This window comes from Pontibacillus chungwhensis BH030062 (genome assembly GCF_000770675.1).
In the GTDB taxonomy this organism is placed as follows: Bacteria; Bacillota; Bacilli; order Bacillales; family BH030062; genus Pontibacillus; species Pontibacillus chungwhensis.
On sequence record NZ_AVBG01000005.1, the window covers coordinates 1 to 17,012 of the forward strand.

Annotated in this window: 17 protein-coding genes; all 17 read left to right on the forward strand. The window is 43.0% G+C overall.

Annotation, left to right across the window (positions count from 1 at the left end; all coding sequences use genetic code 11):
- Positions 1–154 precede the first annotated feature (154 nt).
- A complete protein-coding gene (locus tag N780_RS08075) occupies positions 155–1,819 on the forward strand; it encodes a glycerol-3-phosphate dehydrogenase/oxidase (protein ID WP_036782245.1) in 1,665 nt (554 codons plus the stop codon).
- A gap of 71 nt (positions 1,820–1,890) precedes the next feature.
- Positions 1,891–2,697: a hypothetical protein gene (locus N780_RS08080; RefSeq protein ID WP_036782247.1), complete on the forward strand. Its 807-nt coding sequence runs from the start codon at positions 1,891–1,893 to the stop codon at positions 2,695–2,697.
- Between the two features lie 824 nt (positions 2,698–3,521).
- Positions 3,522–4,127: a biotin transporter BioY gene (locus N780_RS08085; RefSeq protein WP_036782248.1), complete on the forward strand. Its 606-nt coding sequence runs from the start codon at positions 3,522–3,524 to the stop codon at positions 4,125–4,127.
- Between the two features lie 24 nt (positions 4,128–4,151).
- Entirely contained in the window at positions 4,152–5,141 is a 990-nt protein-coding gene (bioB, locus tag N780_RS08090) for a biotin synthase BioB (RefSeq protein ID WP_036782249.1), read from the forward strand.
- A gap of 234 nt (positions 5,142–5,375) precedes the next feature.
- Complete coding sequence (locus N780_RS08095) at positions 5,376–6,548, forward strand: ATP phosphoribosyltransferase regulatory subunit (protein ID WP_156969110.1); 1,173 nt, start codon at positions 5,376–5,378, stop codon at positions 6,546–6,548.
- Positions 6,541–7,161, forward strand: coding sequence for an ATP phosphoribosyltransferase (hisG, locus tag N780_RS08100; protein ID WP_036782251.1), 621 nt, complete (start codon positions 6,541–6,543; stop codon positions 7,159–7,161). Before N780_RS08095 ends, hisG begins: the two co-directional genes overlap by 8 nt.
- A gap of 13 nt (positions 7,162–7,174) precedes the next feature.
- The gene (gene hisD, locus N780_RS08105) at positions 7,175–8,452 is read left to right on the forward strand and encodes a histidinol dehydrogenase (RefSeq protein ID WP_036782252.1); all 1,278 of its coding nucleotides are present in this window, start codon (positions 7,175–7,177) and stop codon (positions 8,450–8,452) included.
- Positions 8,449–9,042, forward strand: a complete 594-nt coding sequence (hisB, locus tag N780_RS08110) for an imidazoleglycerol-phosphate dehydratase HisB (RefSeq protein ID WP_036782255.1) — start codon at positions 8,449–8,451, stop codon at positions 9,040–9,042. Before hisD ends, hisB begins: the two co-directional genes overlap by 4 nt.
- Positions 9,043–9,684, forward strand: coding sequence for an imidazole glycerol phosphate synthase subunit HisH (gene hisH / locus N780_RS08115; RefSeq protein WP_036782257.1), 642 nt, complete (start codon positions 9,043–9,045; stop codon positions 9,682–9,684).
- Positions 9,681–10,415: a 1-(5-phosphoribosyl)-5-[(5-phosphoribosylamino)methylideneamino]imidazole-4-carboxamide isomerase gene (hisA, locus tag N780_RS08120; RefSeq protein WP_036782258.1), complete on the forward strand. Its 735-nt coding sequence runs from the start codon at positions 9,681–9,683 to the stop codon at positions 10,413–10,415. Before hisH ends, hisA begins: the two co-directional genes overlap by 4 nt.
- Positions 10,415–11,173, forward strand: a complete 759-nt coding sequence (gene hisF, locus N780_RS08125; protein WP_036782261.1) for an imidazole glycerol phosphate synthase subunit HisF — start codon at positions 10,415–10,417, stop codon at positions 11,171–11,173. The genes hisA and hisF overlap by 1 nt, the downstream gene beginning before the upstream one ends.
- Positions 11,170–11,799 (forward strand): bifunctional phosphoribosyl-AMP cyclohydrolase/phosphoribosyl-ATP diphosphatase HisIE, encoded by a 630-nt coding sequence (hisIE, locus tag N780_RS08130; RefSeq protein ID WP_036782263.1) that lies wholly within the window; start codon positions 11,170–11,172, stop codon positions 11,797–11,799. Before hisF ends, hisIE begins: the two co-directional genes overlap by 4 nt.
- A 96-nt stretch (positions 11,800–11,895) precedes the next feature.
- The gene (locus N780_RS08135; RefSeq protein WP_036782265.1) at positions 11,896–12,912 is read left to right on the forward strand and encodes a tetratricopeptide repeat protein; all 1,017 of its coding nucleotides are present in this window, start codon (positions 11,896–11,898) and stop codon (positions 12,910–12,912) included.
- A 91-nt stretch (positions 12,913–13,003) separates the two neighbouring features.
- The gene (gene trxB / locus N780_RS08140; protein ID WP_036782268.1) at positions 13,004–13,951 is read left to right on the forward strand and encodes a thioredoxin-disulfide reductase; all 948 of its coding nucleotides are present in this window, start codon (positions 13,004–13,006) and stop codon (positions 13,949–13,951) included.
- Between the two features lie 711 nt (positions 13,952–14,662).
- A complete protein-coding gene (locus tag N780_RS08145; protein ID WP_036782270.1) occupies positions 14,663–15,127 on the forward strand; it encodes an 8-oxo-dGTP diphosphatase in 465 nt (154 codons plus the stop codon).
- An 18-nt stretch (positions 15,128–15,145) separates the two neighbouring features.
- Positions 15,146–16,030, forward strand: coding sequence for an RNase adapter RapZ (rapZ, locus tag N780_RS08150; RefSeq protein ID WP_036782272.1), 885 nt, complete (start codon positions 15,146–15,148; stop codon positions 16,028–16,030).
- A 3-nt stretch (positions 16,031–16,033) separates the two neighbouring features.
- Positions 16,034–16,990, forward strand: a complete 957-nt coding sequence (gene mgfK / locus N780_RS08155) for a gluconeogenesis morphogenetic factor MgfK (RefSeq protein WP_036782274.1) — start codon at positions 16,034–16,036, stop codon at positions 16,988–16,990.
- Positions 16,991–17,012: the final 22 nt, after the last annotated feature.

The window sequence follows — 17,012 nt, forward strand, 5'->3', positions numbered from 1 at the left end:
GTTCATGCTTAAGCAAGTCGGGGATACCCGGGCCCTTCCGCTTTTGATGCGGCACATTGCTTAAAATTCTCTAGCGTACGAGCGGTGATTCTTGGGTATACCATAGTTGTAGGCAACTGAATCGGAGTATTGGGAAAAAAGGAGCGAATATGAAATGAAGACATTTTCTAGTTTACAACGTAATGAAATCTATAATGAGATGGAGAAAGAAACCCTTGATGTGTTAGTGATCGGTGGTGGGATTACAGGTGCGGGGATTGCGCTTGATTCTGCTACGAGAGGGTTAACAACAGGTGTTCTAGAAATGCAAGACTTTGCTGCTGGTACATCGAGTCGTTCAACGAAACTCGTTCACGGTGGTCTACGTTATTTAAAACAATTCCAAGTGGCTATGGTAGCAGAGGTAGGGAAAGAGCGTGACATCGTTTATCAAAATGGACCTCACGTTACGACACCTGAGTGGATGCTACTGCCATTCCATAAAGGCGGGAACTTCGGACCTCTTTCTACAAATGTAGGTCTGCGTGTCTATGATTACTTAGCTGGTGTTAAGAAGAGCGAGCGACGCAAAATGCTTTCAGCTAAAGAAACGCTAAAACGAGAACCGCTTGTAAAACGTAATGGCCTTAAAGGCGGTGGGTACTACGTTGAGTACCGTACAGATGATGCGCGTCTAACGCTTGAAGTTATGAAAAAGGCTGTTCAAAAAGGAGCCCATGCTCTTAACTATACAAAAGTGGTAGATTTCCTTTATGAAGAAGGCAAAGTAACAGGTGTTGAAGTGGAAGACCAGTTAAGTGGTGAACGTCGTCACTTATATGCGAAGAAAATTATCAATGCTGGTGGACCTTGGGTAGATACGCTTCGTGAGAAAGATGGATCTAAGAAAGGGAAAACCCTACAGCTAACTAAAGGGGTACACCTTGTATTTGATCAACAAACATTCCCTCTTCAACAGGCAATCTATTTTGATACACCTGACGATCGTATGGTCTTTGCTATTCCGCGAGATGGTAAAACATATGTGGGAACAACCGATACGGTATACGAGGGTGAAATATCTCATCCTAAAATGACGGTTGATGATCGTGATTATATCTTAAGTGCGATTGATTACATGTTCCCAACTCTATCTATTACAGCAAATGATGTAGAATCAAGCTGGGCAGGTTTACGTCCACTAATTCACGAAGAAGGAAAAGACCCTTCTGAAATCTCTCGAAAGGATGAGATCTTTGAATCTGATTCTGGGTTGATTTCGATTGCTGGCGGTAAGCTGACTGGTTACCGTAAGATGGCTGAGAATGTGATTGACCTTGTAGCAGATCACCTTAAAGAAGAAAACGGTAAAAACTATCCGAAAAGCCAGACGAAAGAACTTCCGGTATCTGGTGGTGAAGTTGGAGGAGCAAAAGGCTTCCAAAAATTCAAGGAACGTAAGACAGGTGAAGGCATTGCTTACGGTTTAACGGAAGAACAAGCACGTGGACTTGTACAGCTGTATGGTGCTAACGTTGGTAAAGTCTTTGAGTTCTATCAAAATAATAAAGATGAAGCCGAACGTGAAGGTTTAGATCCGCTTGTATTCGCGATGCTGAAGTATGGAATTGAGTATGAGCTAACAGCTAAGCCAGTCGACTTCTTCATTCGCCGTACAGGTGCACTATTCTTCGATATCCATTGGGTTCATAAACACAAAGAATCTGTTATTGCTTATATGGCAAGAAGATTCAATTGGACCGACGAACAGATCGACATCTACATTTATGAACTTATTGAGCTATTAGAAGAAGCCGTTACACCAGTTCCTGCTCAATAAAGTGAAACCTTCCCCCTCATCTATTCGTAAGTATAAGTAGAATAGTTGAAATGGGTGAGGATATGCAAAACATGCAAGAACTGTTGCGAAATGATGCGAAGCGGCAAGTGAGATTAGGGAGTATCTATTTGGGGATTACACTTCTTGTGTTCTTATCCCCTTTCCTTTTTTCATTTAACTTTTTGAATTTCTTTATTATTGCATTACCTTTTTTCTTCATTGGGATAGCGATGATGAGCAGTGCAGCACGGGATTTTCGTTTCTCGAAGCTAGCTGAACAACAGCCTGAAATGGTAAATCCGTTATCTACTGAAGGATGGCCAATGAAAATGTACCTAAGTACAGAAGTGACCTATGAACATACAGGACGCTTGTATGATTTGCACGGGGATCTTTACTCTTATTTGAAAGAGGATGGACCGTGGTACTGGAAGATCGCAACTGGAATTGCAGCCGTCCTAAGCGCTCATCCATTTGCTCCTAGATGGTTTTCGTATTTCGATACAAGGGATCAATTAAAGTATAAGATTGAGAAAAAAGGCGGACTTAAGGGACGTTATTTTGTGAAAAAACCAAATGGTGCCTTGGCTTATTATATGGAAGCTGTAGGGAGAAAAGGTGGAGGTCTAACATTCTACATGTATGAACAAAACCGACTCCTTTGGCAGGCAACTACTGACAAATTTATGGACTCCATTACAGTGTTAGATCCAGAGCAATTAAGTGTAGTCGAAATGAAAAAAGACGCAATCCCACTCGAAGCCGCCGATCGGTTTGGATCCAAATCAGGGTTTCTCTTACAACGCTATGATCAAGATTCCATGCCCGAATCGCTGCAGCTGTTCTTGTATATGATTAATCAGCGCCGAAGCATGTAAAAACACAAAGCCTATGAGTACGGTCTTCACGACGGTGCTCATAGGCTTTTTTGTCTGGAAGTGGTTGCTTTTCTACATTTGCCATAAGAAAATGACTTCCGTTTGCTTAAATGAGAGGGGGAGGGTGGTTCGGGAAATCACTCGCTTTCCGCGGCGAGCTGGGAAGCCTCCTCGTTCGCATACGCTCTCTGCGGGGTCTCCCCTAGGCTCCTACTGCCGCAGGAGTCTCGCAATTTCCCGAACCACCTTGCCATATGTAGAAGAAACGGAAGAATGCTTTATGAGAGGGTACAACTGTCCTAAAGGAATTATGACTTTGGAGAAAAGACGACTTATCTCGCTAGGTCCTCTACGCAAGAACTAGACCTCTTTATCCCGGAGAAGTTTCCCGTTTGCCCAAGACACTTCAGGCTATTGTCTTGACAAAAGACCTAGCTGGTTGGTTTTGCTGATACCTAATTGAATCTACATGTGGCTTGTTTCCGTAGCTCTCAACATGGAAAAGGTGGGCCTGGAAACTGCGAGACTCCCGTGGGCAGAAGAGCCTAGGTGAGACCCCGGAGCCCGGCTTTGCCGGGTGAGGAGGCTCACCAGCTCCCCACAGGAAAGCGAGTGGTTTCCAGGCCCACCTTACGCTCGTTTAAAGTTAACGGAAACATTCTATCAGATCCGAGTCTTCAACAATACTACCCTATTTCTGAACAAACAAAGTGCTTCAAGAAAGAACATAAATTTTATAATGAATTTTCTCCCAATCTATGATACTCTATTTTTAAATGTTAACCGTTAATGATAGTTAGTTAACGAAAAGGGAGGCAATAAAGATGGTAAAGAAGAAGTGGACAGCTTTAGACATTACAATGGGGAGTTTATTTGTGGCTATGATGGCTGTGGGGGCTAACATCACAAGTATTGCTCCATTTATGGTAATCGGAGGGGTGCCGATTACGCTTCAGACATTCTTCGCAATCCTGGCGGGTCTTGTTCTTGGAAGTCGTCTCGGAGCTTTTTCAATGCTTGTATACATGTTGCTTGGATTAGCAGGAACGCCTATATTTGCACAATTTAAAGGTGGGGCAGGGATGCTGATGGGCCCTACGTTTGGTTTTATTATATCTTATATTCTTGTTGCTTATATTGTAGGGAAAATGGTAGAGATGAAGCGTACGCTACCGATGTATATAGCTGCTGCCCTGACAGGGATGGCTTTCAATTATATCTTCGGTACGAACTGGATGTATGCAGCTTATGTTCTATGGTTTGATGCGCCAGAAGGGTTTACCTACACAATGGCTTGGGGATGGATGATGGTTCCGTTGCCAAAAGATATAGCATTAAGTGTTGTGGCTGGTTTCTTAGGGATGCGTCTTGAGCGAAGTGTGCTAGCGAACAGCCAGTTTAGGCGAGAAAGACGTAAATCGGTAGCTTAATTAAACAATAGGGGGGGAAGCGCGATGTGGAGAGAGTTAGCGGTCCAAGTGTTAGAAGGACAAGAACTGAGAGACACAGAAGCTTTGGCTGTCCTTGATTGCCCCGATGAAGAGTTGCTGGATTTGCTTCATAGTGCTTACCAAGTAAGGAAGCACTATTATGGGAACAAAGTAAAACTCAACATGATTATTAACACGAAATCAGGATTTTGCCCTGAAAACTGTGGCTATTGTGCCCAATCCATAGATTCTAAAGCGCCTATACAGAAATATCGTATGATGGATCAGGAAACGATTATGAAAGGTGCTGAACAAGCACATCGCTTAAACTCTGGTACATATTGCATCGTAGCAAGCGGTCGTGGACCTACCTCAAGAGAGTTGAATATTGTGACCTCAGCAGTAAGAGAGATTAAGCAAAGGTATGACCTTAAAGTTTGTGCATGTCTTGGTATCTTAAAGCCAGAGCAAGCAAAGGAACTGAAAGAAGCAGGCGTCGATCGGTATAACCACAATGTGAATACTTCAGAAAATCATCATGAAGCCATTACAACCAGTCATACGTATGAAGATCGAGTGGGAACTGTTAACCATGCTAAAGAAGCTGGAATATCTCCTTGTTCGGGTGTCATTGTCGGGATGAAGGAAACAAAAGAAGATGTCGTGGATATGGCGCGTGCCTTAAAAGCATTGGACGCGGACTCCATTCCTGTGAATTTCCTGCACGCGATTGATGGAACGGCTCTTGAGGGGACCGATGAACTCTCACCAACGTACTGTTTAAAAGTATTAAGCTTATTCCGTTTTATTAATCCAACTAAAGAAATTCGCGTATCGGGTGGCCGGGAAGTGAACTTACGTAGTTTACAACCGCTTAGTCTATATCCAGCTAATTCTATCTTTGTTGGTGACTATTTGACAACTGATGGTCAGGATAGTACTGAAGATCATCAAATGATTAAAGATTTAGGGTTTGAGATTGATTATGTAACAGAAGAAGAAGCTGTTTTGTAAGAGAAAGAGGCGAAATCCAACAGGGTTTCGCCTCTTTTAATTGTATATCTAATTCTTTTTCGGCCGGTTCTTCCTTAATATTAGCTTTGCTCTCTATACATTTGGGGAAGATAGAATATAGGAGTGAAAAGTTGATTCGTTGACGTTCTTTCTTTATCATGTTATCGTATTAGCACGCTAAAGGATTTTGATTATTTTACTCAAATCAACGGAAATAGAGAGGGGTACATTGTTTTGGCAAATCGTCTTATGTTCGAAAAACCACTAGGAATGCGCGACACGCTTCCTTTTTTCTATCAACAAAAACGCAAAGCTCGTGAAGCAGTTTCAAATAAAATAGAATCGTGGGGATATCAATTCCTAGACACCCCAATGATGGAATACTTAGAAACAGTTGGAGAGGCTAGTGCGATCGAAGAAACACAGTTGTTTAAGCTGTTAGATCAACAAGGGCATACGTTAGTTCTTCGACCAGATCTTACTTCGCCGATTGCTCGTGTAGCCGCTTCACAATTAAAGGAACAAGGCTACCCGCTTCGTTTAAGCTATGATGGTCCTGTATTTCGTGCTCAACAAATCGAAGGCGGGAAACCTGCTCAATTTGAACAAGTTGGTGTTGAATATATCGGTGAAAACTCGATTTACGCTGATGCTGAGGTTATTGCTTTACAGATTGAAACACTAAAAGCTGCCGGGCTTAATGAGTTTCAGTTAACGGTAGGACATATTGGGTACGTTAAAGGCCTCTTAAAAGAAGTCTTTGGAGATGAAGAAGAAACGCAAGAAGAGTTTCTGCGTTATTTATATAGAAAGAATTATGTTGGTTTCCGAAAAGCATTAGAACAAGTGGAACTGTCTGGGGAGAATAAGGCTCGAATGAAGCAATTGCTTTCTCTTAGAGGACAGAAAGATGTGTTAGCAACTGCCGAAGAGATTACAACCAATGGTGCCTGTCACCGTGCGACGAGAGAACTGAAACAGCTACAGAACCTTCTAGAATCATACGGCGTGAGTGAGTACGTATCATTTGACCTCAACCTCATTAGCCATATGAGTTATTATACAGGGATTTTGTTTGAGGGGTATGCTCCTCACTTAGGTTCGCTTCTCTGTAATGGAGGTCGCTATGATCAGTTGCTTCCATCTTTCCAATCTACAGCTTCCGCTACAGGGTTTGCGATTCGAGTAGATCGTTTAGTCGAAGCCATGGAACAACATGCGGATCAAGTAGGGCCCGTTCTTGTCATGTACGAGCCACATACATTTGATCAAGGTTTACAGGTGGCACAAGAACTTCGCGCCGAAGGAGAGCAGGTCATTTTGCAAAACAAAGCGTATTACGAAGAAGGACAAAACAGTTACAAACAAGTGATTGACTTGACGGAAGGGGGCGCTTCTGTTGAATAATTGGTTAACCATTGCGATGCCTAAGGGAAGAATCTTTGAGGAAGCGGCTGAACTTCTTCAGAAAGTTGGCTATGATTTTACAGACGTAGAGGATTCCAGAAAGTTAATCTTAGATTTTCCTGAATATAAAGTGCGTCTTATGATGGCAAAGCCTATGGATGTGGTAACTTACGTTGAATATGGTGCTGCTGACTGTGGTATTGCAGGCAAAGATGTATTGTTAGAGCAAGATCGTGACGTTTACGAAGTGCTAGACTTAAAAATAAGCGGCTGTTATTTGGCGGTAGCTGGTTTACCAGACAAACCACTTAGCAAGATTGCGCCGAAGATTGCAACGAAATATCCTCGTGTTGCCTCGGAGTACTTCCGTGAGCAGGGTGAGCAAATTGAGATTATCCCACTAAATGGATCGATTGAACTTGCCCCGCTTATTGGATTAACAGATCGCATTGTGGATATCGTATCTTCAGGCCAAACGCTACGTGAAAATGGCCTCGTAGAGTATGAAAAGATTGCAGATATTACGTCTCGTTTTATCGTGAACCCAGTAAGTTATCGGATCAAAAATGAACAACTTGACCCGCTCATTGAAGCCTTAAGTGAGTACGTCTAAGGAGGGCGAATCCATGAAGATCATCACACCTGAAGAAATTGATGCATTTAAAAGAACGGTAGATGGGGGGACAGAAGCTCAGAGATCTACTGTTCAATCCATCATTTCAGATGTTAAAGAGAGGCAGGATGAAGCCGTGCTCTCTTATACAAAACAACTGGACGGGGCTGACTTGGAAAGGTTAGCTGTAACGGAAGAAGAATTTGCAGAAGCAAGAAGTCAACTTGACCTAAATGATGTAGCTATTTTGGAAGAAGCGTGCGCAAATATTCGTTCGTTCCACCAAAAACAAGTTCGAAATTCGTGGTTTGATACGGACCAAGACGGAACCATGTTAGGTCAAAAAATTACACCCCTTGATGCAGTTGGCGTTTATGTTCCAGGAGGTACAGCTGCTTATCCATCATCAGTATTTATGAATGTGATGCCAGCCATTGTAGCCGGTGTGGAACGGATCGTCATGGTATCTCCTCCATCTGAAGAAGGGACATTACCAGCGGGTGTACTTGTTGCTGCAGAGATTGCAGGGGTCAAGGAGATCTATAAAGCAGGAGGCGCGCAAGCAGTTGCAGCGCTTGCGTATGGAACAGAGTCGATTCTACCTGTTGATAAAATTGTAGGTCCAGGAAATGTCTACGTAGCCCTTGCGAAACGAGAGGTTTTTGGCGATGTCGATATTGATATGATTGCGGGCCCAAGTGAAATTGTCGTGTTAGCTGATGACACAGCATATCCAAGAGAAATTGCGGCGGATTTACTATCACAAGCAGAGCACGATGCCAGGTCTTCAAGTGTTTTAGTGACATCATCACAAGAACTCGCCGAAAGAGTTGCAAGTGAAGTGCAACACCAGCTTGAGGATCTTCCGCGTAAACGAATTGCTGAAGCAAGTGTTAACGACTATGGTGGAATAGTCGTGTGCGATAACTTGTCCCAAGCGATCGACGTAGTAAATGAATTAGCACCAGAACACTTAGAAGTTCAGACGAAAGAGCCGTTTATGCTATTAGGTAAAATCAAGCATGCAGGTGCTATCTTTTTAGGGAGATATAGTTCAGAACCAATTGGAGACTATTTTGCTGGTCCCAATCACGTATTGCCAACAAGCGGAACGGCCCGCTTTAGTAGCCCGCTAAATGTAGATGACTTTGTGAAGAAATCAAGTGTGATTTATTACAGTAAGGCGTCTTATGATAAACATGCGGATAAAATTGCTCGCTTTGCAAGATTAGAAGGCTTAGAAGCCCACGCTCGTGCAGTGGAAATGAGAAAGGAGTCAGGTGAGGAATGAAAGAAGAACGAGTAAGTCGAATCGAACGAGAAACAGGGGAAACGAACATATCGCTAGCTTTAGCCATTGATGGGACGGGAAAAGGGACGGTCGATACACAGGTCCCTTTTCTCACCCATATGCTTGAATTATTTAAAAAGCACGGCTTCTTCGACCTAACCGTTGAAGGAAAAGGTGATGTGGAGGTAGATGATCACCATTTGACGGAGGATATCGGTATCTGTCTAGGTCGTGCACTTCGAGAAGCATTATTAGATAAGGCAGGTATCAAACGTTATGGATCCTTTTCACTTCCTATGGACGAAACGCTCGTAACGGTAGCTGTTGATCTTAGTGATCGTCCACATCTTGAATGGAAAGCGGATTTGCCGGCTTCTAAAGTGGGCACGTTCGATACAGAGAATGTTCATGAGTTCTTCTGGAAGCTTGCACTCGAAGCTCGTATGAATTTACATATCGTTGTCCATCACGGGACAAACACGCATCATATTATTGAAGCGATGTTTAAAGCGACAGCCCGTGCACTTGATGAAGCCACGCAAATCGATCCTCGTATTCAGGGCATTATGTCGACAAAGGGGAGTTTGTAGATGATCGGTATTATTGATTACGGTATGGGGAATTTATTTAGCGTATCGAAAGCGCTCGAACGCTTGGACGTTCCATATTGTTTAACAAACGATCCGGAACAACTCGCCGAATGCGAGGGGCTAATCCTTCCAGGTGTAGGAGCTTTCCCTGACGCAATGAAATCTTTAGAGGAAACAGGTATGAAAGATTTTGTTCTTTCTAAAGTAGGCGATGGGATGCCATTACTTGGTATATGCTTAGGGATGCAACTCTTGTTTGATGAGAGTGACGAAGGTGGCATGACAGAAGGGTTAGGATTATTACCAGGAAGTGTGGTTCGTTTTAAAGGAGCTGATTCAGACGGAAACCGATTTAAGGTTCCTCATATGGGCTGGAACCACCTTGATCAGCACCACCCTAATTCTCCTATTCTTCAAAATATAGAAGATGGTTATGTTTATTTTGTTCATTCTTATTATGTACAAGCCAAGCAGCGTGAGGACATCATCGCAAGTGCTCAGTATGAAACAGAAGTGCCAGCAGTCGTTGGTAGAGCGAATGTCTTTGGGGCACAGTTTCACCCGGAGAAAAGTGGGGAGACGGGCATGACGATTTTACGAAACTTTTGTGACCTGGTCAGTAAGGGAGGAGTCGAATTATGAGTCAATTTACAATATATCCAGCAATCGATATGAAAAACGGGAAATGCGTACGTCTTGAACAAGGAGATTTCGATAAAGAAACGATCTACGGTGATTCTCCGTTTGATGTAGCAAAAGGCTTTCTGGATCAAGGGGCTGAATGGATCCATATGGTGGACCTAGATGGCGCGAAAGAAGGAAAGCGTATAAATGCAGAGCATATCCTTCGCGTTGTTGATGAGTTGTCTGTAAAGGTTCAAATGGGAGGCGGCATCAGAAACAAAGAAGATGCAGCATACTATTTAGACCGTGGTGTAGACCGCGTTATTATTGGAAGCCTGGCTATTTCGAACCCAGAATTAACGAAAGAATTAGTAGCAGAGTACGGGAGCAAGATTGCAATAGGCTTAGATGCGCGTGATGGATACGTGGCGACTGATGGTTGGTTAACGAAATCGGACCAAACAGCCATTGAAGTGGGGCAATACTTCGCTGAAGCGGGTGTTGAGACGTTTATTTATACGGATATCTCAAAAGACGGCATGATGAGCGGTCCAAGCACAGACCAGATTGTCGAGCTGGCAAAACAAACAGGAAAAGAAGTGATCGCCTCTGGTGGTGTTCGTAATATCGAAGATCTTATAAGCTTGAAGAAATATAGTGATCAAAATGTAGGTGGTGCCATTGTCGGAAAAGCCATCTATACAAAAGAACTTCCCCTTAGAGAAGCACTAACTGAGGTGAATCAATAATGCTCACTAAACGTATTATTCCCTGTTTAGATGTGAAGGATGGCCGCGTTGTAAAGGGGATTCAGTTTGTTCAGATCCGCGATGCAGGTGATCCAGTCGAGCTGGCTACGGTTTATGATGAGCAAGGTGCTGATGAGCTTGTTTTTTTAGATATCTCAGCATCCCATGAAGGACGTAAAACCATGATCGAAGTCGTTCGTGAAGTGGCGGGTACGCTTGCTATCCCATTTACAGTCGGAGGGGGCATTGGTTCTCTTGAGGACATGCGCGCACTATTACGGGCAGGGGCTGATAAAGTATCTTTAAATTCAGCAGCCGTTCGGAAACCGGAATTGATTACTGAGGGATCGGACTTTTTTGGTGCGCAATGTATTGTGGTGGCAATAGATGCGCGATACGATGAATCGATCGGCTCTTGGCGTGTGTATACACACGGAGGTCGTAATGCTACAGAATGGGAAGTGTGCGACTGGGCTAAGCATGTTGTGGAGAGAGGAGCAGGTGAAATCCTGTTAACCAGTATGGACCAAGATGGTGAGAAAACAGGCTTTGATATTAATCTACTTAAAGCCGTTCAACAAGTTGTCGATGTGCCTGTCATTGCTTCAGGAGGAGCTGGCAATGCTCAGCATTTCGTGGATGTTTTCAAGGAAGCAGACGCAGATGCGGCACTAGCAGCTTCAATCTTCCACTATAAAGAAACGTCCGTACAGAGCGTAAAAGGTGAACTAAAAGAAAACGGGGTGCATGTGAGATGAATGTAGACGCGATACAATTTGATGAAAAAGGGCTTGTTCCAGCCATTATACAAGATGCACGCAGTAAAGAAGTTCTGACACTTGCTTACATGAATGAAGAAGCTGTTAAAAAGTCTGTGGAATCTGGGGAGACGCACCTTTACAGCCGTTCTCGTCAAGAATTATGGCATAAAGGGGCCACGTCCGGGAATACTCAATCCATCGAAACGATGAAGTATGACTGTGATCAAGATGCTGTATTACTGCAGGTGATTCCAAAAGGACCTGCTTGTCATAAAGGGGACTATTCTTGCTTTTCAGAAACGGTGTATGGGAAAGATGCAGAATCTAAAAGCAACCGTTATCAAATTCTGGATGATTTACAAAGCACATTGGCTGAACGTTTAGCTACTCTACCAGAAGGTTCATATACATCTCAGTTATTCCAAGAAGGTGTGGATCGGATTCTGAAAAAAGTAGGCGAAGAAGCAGGCGAAGTTATTATTGCAGCGAAAAATAATGACGCTGAGGAGTTGACGTGGGAAACGGCAGACTTGTTGTTCCATACCCTTATGCTCCTTACTGAAAGAGGCGTTCCATTCGATCAAGTACTTGAAGCCTTAGAAGGAAGAAATAGCAAAAAGTAAGGCGTATGGATAAAAACGGAATCACTCCTATAATCCCCTTTACAAATGTGGTATACTGCTAAAGGAATGTTACGGTTCGAAGATAGGAGGACCTACATGCATACTTCAAACAACAATACTGGAGGAGCTGTTGTTGATAATATCATTCCGTTCACACCTGAAGGGGAGTTTTACTTCAACAAAGGTGTTCGTGCTTTCAGAAAGCGTGAATTTGAAAAAGCGTCAAAATGGTTACGAAGAGCGGTTGAATTATCACCAAAGCAACCGGTTTATCAGTGCCAGCTTTCTGTGGTGCATACAGAGACGGGTGATTACCATACAGCGAACCAGATTTTAATGAATGTATTAGCAGATTTTGGCCATGAATATGTCGATTGTTATTATCTTATTTCGAATAATTATGCTCACTTAGGGTTATTTCAGGACGCTAAGAAGTACGCTAAAGAGTACTTGAATAAAGCGCCTGAAGGTGATTTTAAAGAAGAAGCAGAGCAATTAGTCTCTGTGCTGGATATAGAAGAAGAAGAGGATGAGGACGACGATTGGGCATTTGAAGAAGAAGATGAATTAATGATGCACCAGGAGTCGGCTTTTTATTATATGGAACGACAACAATGGAAGGAAGCGCTACCCATTTTAGAGGAAATGATTCGTCTCTTTCCTAATTTTGTTTCGGCAAAGCATGATTACGCCGTATGTCTCTTTTTCGCGGGTGAAGAGCAAGAAGCAATAGAGCTAGAGGAACAGTGGCATGAGCGAGAACCATTTTCTCTTCATTCGATGTGTAATCTGGCTGTGTTTTATTTCCATCAAGGAAAGGCTCAACAAAGTCAGGGGCACATACAAAAACTTCGAAATGTGTATCCTATAGGAGAGCAACAAAAACTACGTGTAGCAGCTACTTTAACCCAAGTGGGGGAGTATGCTGCAGCGTATGATCGTTTTTGCCGGTTGGAAAAAGGTAAGCTAAAAGGGCACTTATCTTATTATAAATGGTTTAGCATAGCTGCTTACCATACCGGAGAGCCTTCTAAAGCATTAAGCTTATGGGAAGAAGGATGCACCAGACACCCAAATCTAGCAGAACAAGGCGGACCGTGGCAACAAGGATAAAATACCCTCATGAGCATATCAATAGACGCAATTGGACAGATTTTATACCATGAGATTACAGCAAAAGAGAATTGAAAAGGGGTTGAGCGAAGTGAGCGAAGAAATGATCTACGATGTAATCATCGCAGGTGCTGGCCCGGCAGGTATGACAGCAGCTGTTTACACTTCTCGTGCAAACTTAAATACACTTATGATTGAACGCGGAATTCCAGGCGGACAAATGGCGAATACCGAAGAAGTGGAGAACTACCCTGGGTATGAACACATTTTAGGTCCGGATCTTTCAAATAAAATGTTTGATCACGCTAAAAAATTCGGTGCAGAATATGCATACGGAGATATTAAAGAGATCATTGACGGTAAAGAATACAAAACCGTTAGAGCTGGAAATAAAGAATATAAAGCTCGTTCCATTATTATTGGAACAGGAGCTCAATATAAAGCATTAGGTGTGCCTGGTGAATCTGAACTTGGCGGCCGTGGTGTATCTTACTGTGCCGTATGTGACGGTGCATTCTTCAAAAACAAAGAACTAGTTGTTGTTGGTGGTGGTGACTCTGCTGTTGAAGAAGGAGTTTATTTAACTCGTTTTGCAAGCAAAGTAACCATTGTTCACCGTCGTGACTCCTTACGTGCACAGCAAATTCTGCAACAACGTGCCTATGACAATGAAAAGATCGATTTTATTTGGGATACTGAGGTAACGAAAATTAACGATGAAAATGGTAAAGTAGGAAGCGTTTCTCTTATAAATAACAAGACGGGCGAAGAGTACGACAAACCAATTGATGGTGTGTTTATCTATATCGGTATGATTCCTCTAAGTAAACCATTTGAATCCATTGGCATTACGAACGAAAACGGCTATATCGAAACAAATGAAAAAATGGAAACGAAAGTGCCAGGAATCTTCGCAGCCGGAGATATTCGTGAAAAGGAACTTCGTCAAATCGTTACCGCTACAGGGGATGGTAGTATTGCAGCTCAATCAGCTCAACACTACATCGAGAACTTGTTAGAGGAAATCGGCGAAGCATAAGTGTTCCATGCAAGGTTCAGCCGCAATTGTAAAGATGCCTGTTACTAAACGTAACGAAACGTAATAGCATTTTAATTGTGCTGTAACACGCATGAAACAATTATGGGGTATAATATAATTAACTAATTGACCCCCTTTTAATAAATATATTTGGCACAGGCAAACTCGCCTGTGCCCCTTTTTTTGTCTAAATGTAGTTTCGCCTGCTTTTTGGTGTCTAGCTCCGGCTCCTAGCCCCTAGCGTCATAAGCAACCTGCCTCCAGTCCGCTGCGCGAACTTATGGCATTTTGCATATGCGTACGGGGCTAAGCAGTCGCCTGCGCTTTTCGATATGTCTAGCTCCGGGGGCTAGGGGCTAGCGAGATAAGCAAACTACCTGCAGTGGCTATCGCCACTTCCGGCATTTTGCTTATCCGTACGCCCCTGGGCGAGCCCCCTGCGCTTTTCGATATGTCTAGCTCCGGCGGGGAGGGCCTAGCGCGATAAGCAATCTACCTCCAGTCTGCTGTGCAGACTTACAGTAGCTTGCTTATCCGGCCCCACACGATGTGGGGTCGTTCGACGTTGCCACAGGACGTGGCGGTTTTAGTCGAGCTTCCAATTAACCTGACCACCCCGCCTGCGCTTTTCGATATGCTTTTCTAACTTACGCAACCGTAGTATAATAATAAGGAGAATGCCTCTCGCATTTTTTAAATGAGGTGAATAGTGTGCAGCGAGTTACAAATACAGTTTTACGTAAGAACGATGAAGTGTTAATGCTTCAGAAGCCACGCCGGGGTTGGTATGTGGTTCCTGGTGGGAAGATGGAGCAGGGAGAACATATTAAAGAAACGGCAGCACGTGAATACAAAGAAGAAACAGGGTTAACGCTTAAAGATCCGCAACTTCGTAGTGTATTTACCTTCATTATGAAAGACGGAGAAGAGGTAGCTCACGAATGGATGATGTTCACTTTTTATAGTGAAGATTATTCAGGGACGTTAAAGGCAGAAAGTCCTGAAGGGGAACTTGAATGGGTTCCTGTTGCAGAAGTTCTTCAAAAGCCTATGGCTGAAGGTGATCAACATTACCTTCGACATATATTAAACCATAACTCAATATTATATGGCACCTTTACGTATACACTTGATTTCAAGTTATTAGACGTTACGCTTGATCCAATGAATCCATAAAAAGGGAGAGATGGAAACATGGTAGATCAAACACAAGAAACCCAACTCGTAATTATCACAGGAATGTCTGGTGCCGGAAAAACAGTCGCAGTTCAAAGCTTTGAAGATTTGGGCTTCTTCTGTGTGGATAATTTGCCACCTGCGCTACTTCCAAAGTTCTTAGAATTAATGAAGGATCCTAAGAATAATATACAAAAAGTCGCCCTTGTTATGGATTTACGAGGTAGAGAGTTTTTCGATACGCTTTTCGAAGCGCTAGATCGATTGTCAAAAGAAGATGGATTAAATGAACACATCCTTTTCCTTGATGCTGAGAACCAATCACTTGTTTCACGTTATAAGGAAACCCGCCGCTCCCATCCTTTAGCACCGGATGGATTACCAATGGAAGGCATTCAGCAAGAACGTCTAATGCTTGATGAACTTCGTGGTCGTGCGCAACAAATAATTGATACCACTACATTAAAGCCTCGTGAACTACGAGAGCGCATTTTGGAATCTTACGCTGAGAAAACCCAGCAAGTGTTCTCTGTGCAAGTTGTTTCTTTTGGTTTTAAATACGGATTGCCTATTGATGCGGACCTTGTCTTTGATGTTCGTTTCTTACCGAACCCACATTATGTGGAACAGATGCGACCATTAACAGGGTTAGATGATGAAGTGTCAAAATACGTATTCAAATGGACAGAAACCAATCAATTTTTAGAGAAGTTGTTCGACTTGTTAGGGTACATGCTGCCTCAATATAAGCGGGAAGGGAAGAGTCAGTTGGTGATTGCGATTGGATGTACTGGAGGGCAACATCGATCTGTAGCCATCGCAGAACACATTGCAAACCACTTCTCCCGCGATTATGTGGCTCATGTTACTCATCGAGATGTCGATAAAAGAAAGGGAAAATAGACGATGCCTAAAAAACCTTTACCTCGAGTAGTTGTACTTGGAGGAGGGACAGGGATGCCGGTTTTATTACGAGGCTTAAAGTCTTTCCCTATAGACCTGTCAGCCATCGTTACTGTTGCTGATGATGGGGGAAGCTCTGGACGTTTGCGTGAGGAATTGTCGATGCCGGCCCCAGGTGACATCCGTAATGTTATTGCCGCCTTATCTGATGCTGAGCCGATGCTGTTGGATCTTTTCCAGCATCGGTTCCGGAATGGCAACGGGTTATCTGGGCATTCCATGGGAAATTTACTTTTAGCTGCTATGAATTCCATCACTGGTGATTTCTTTCACGGCATTAAAGAAATTTCTCGTGTCTTAAATGTAAAAGGAAATATTTTTCCTATTGCAAACCAAAATATGTTCCTTCATGCTGAAATGATGGATGGATCTGTTGTTTCAGGCGAATCCAAGATTCCTGCATCAGGAAAGAAAATCAAACGAGTTTTTCTAAGCCCTGAGCCAGTGCAACCTCTTCCTGAAGCTGTTAAGGCGGTTAAGGAAGCAGACTTAGTTGTCATTGCTCCAGGGAGTTTATATACAAGTACCTTACCCAATATGATCGTCTCTCAAATCGGAGATGCTTTACGTGAGACGCAAGGTGAAGTTGTCTATGTATGCAACGTAATGACTCAACATGGAGAAACAACTGACTACACTGCATCTGATCACGTCCAAGCGATTCAAGATCATATAGGCGAAGGATGCCTTCATTCGATTGTTGTCCATAATCAAATTATTGATGATGAGGTTCGAAAAATGTATGCAGTTGAGCATGCATCACCTGTTATCAATGATCAAGATCGGTTACGTGAAATGGGCATTAACGTTATAGAAGGTGATATTATTGATCCAAATCAAACGTCACTACGTCACGATACAACAAAAGTCGCCAAGTTGTTATATTCTATGCTTGATTAAGCATGTCCTTTAATAATCACTA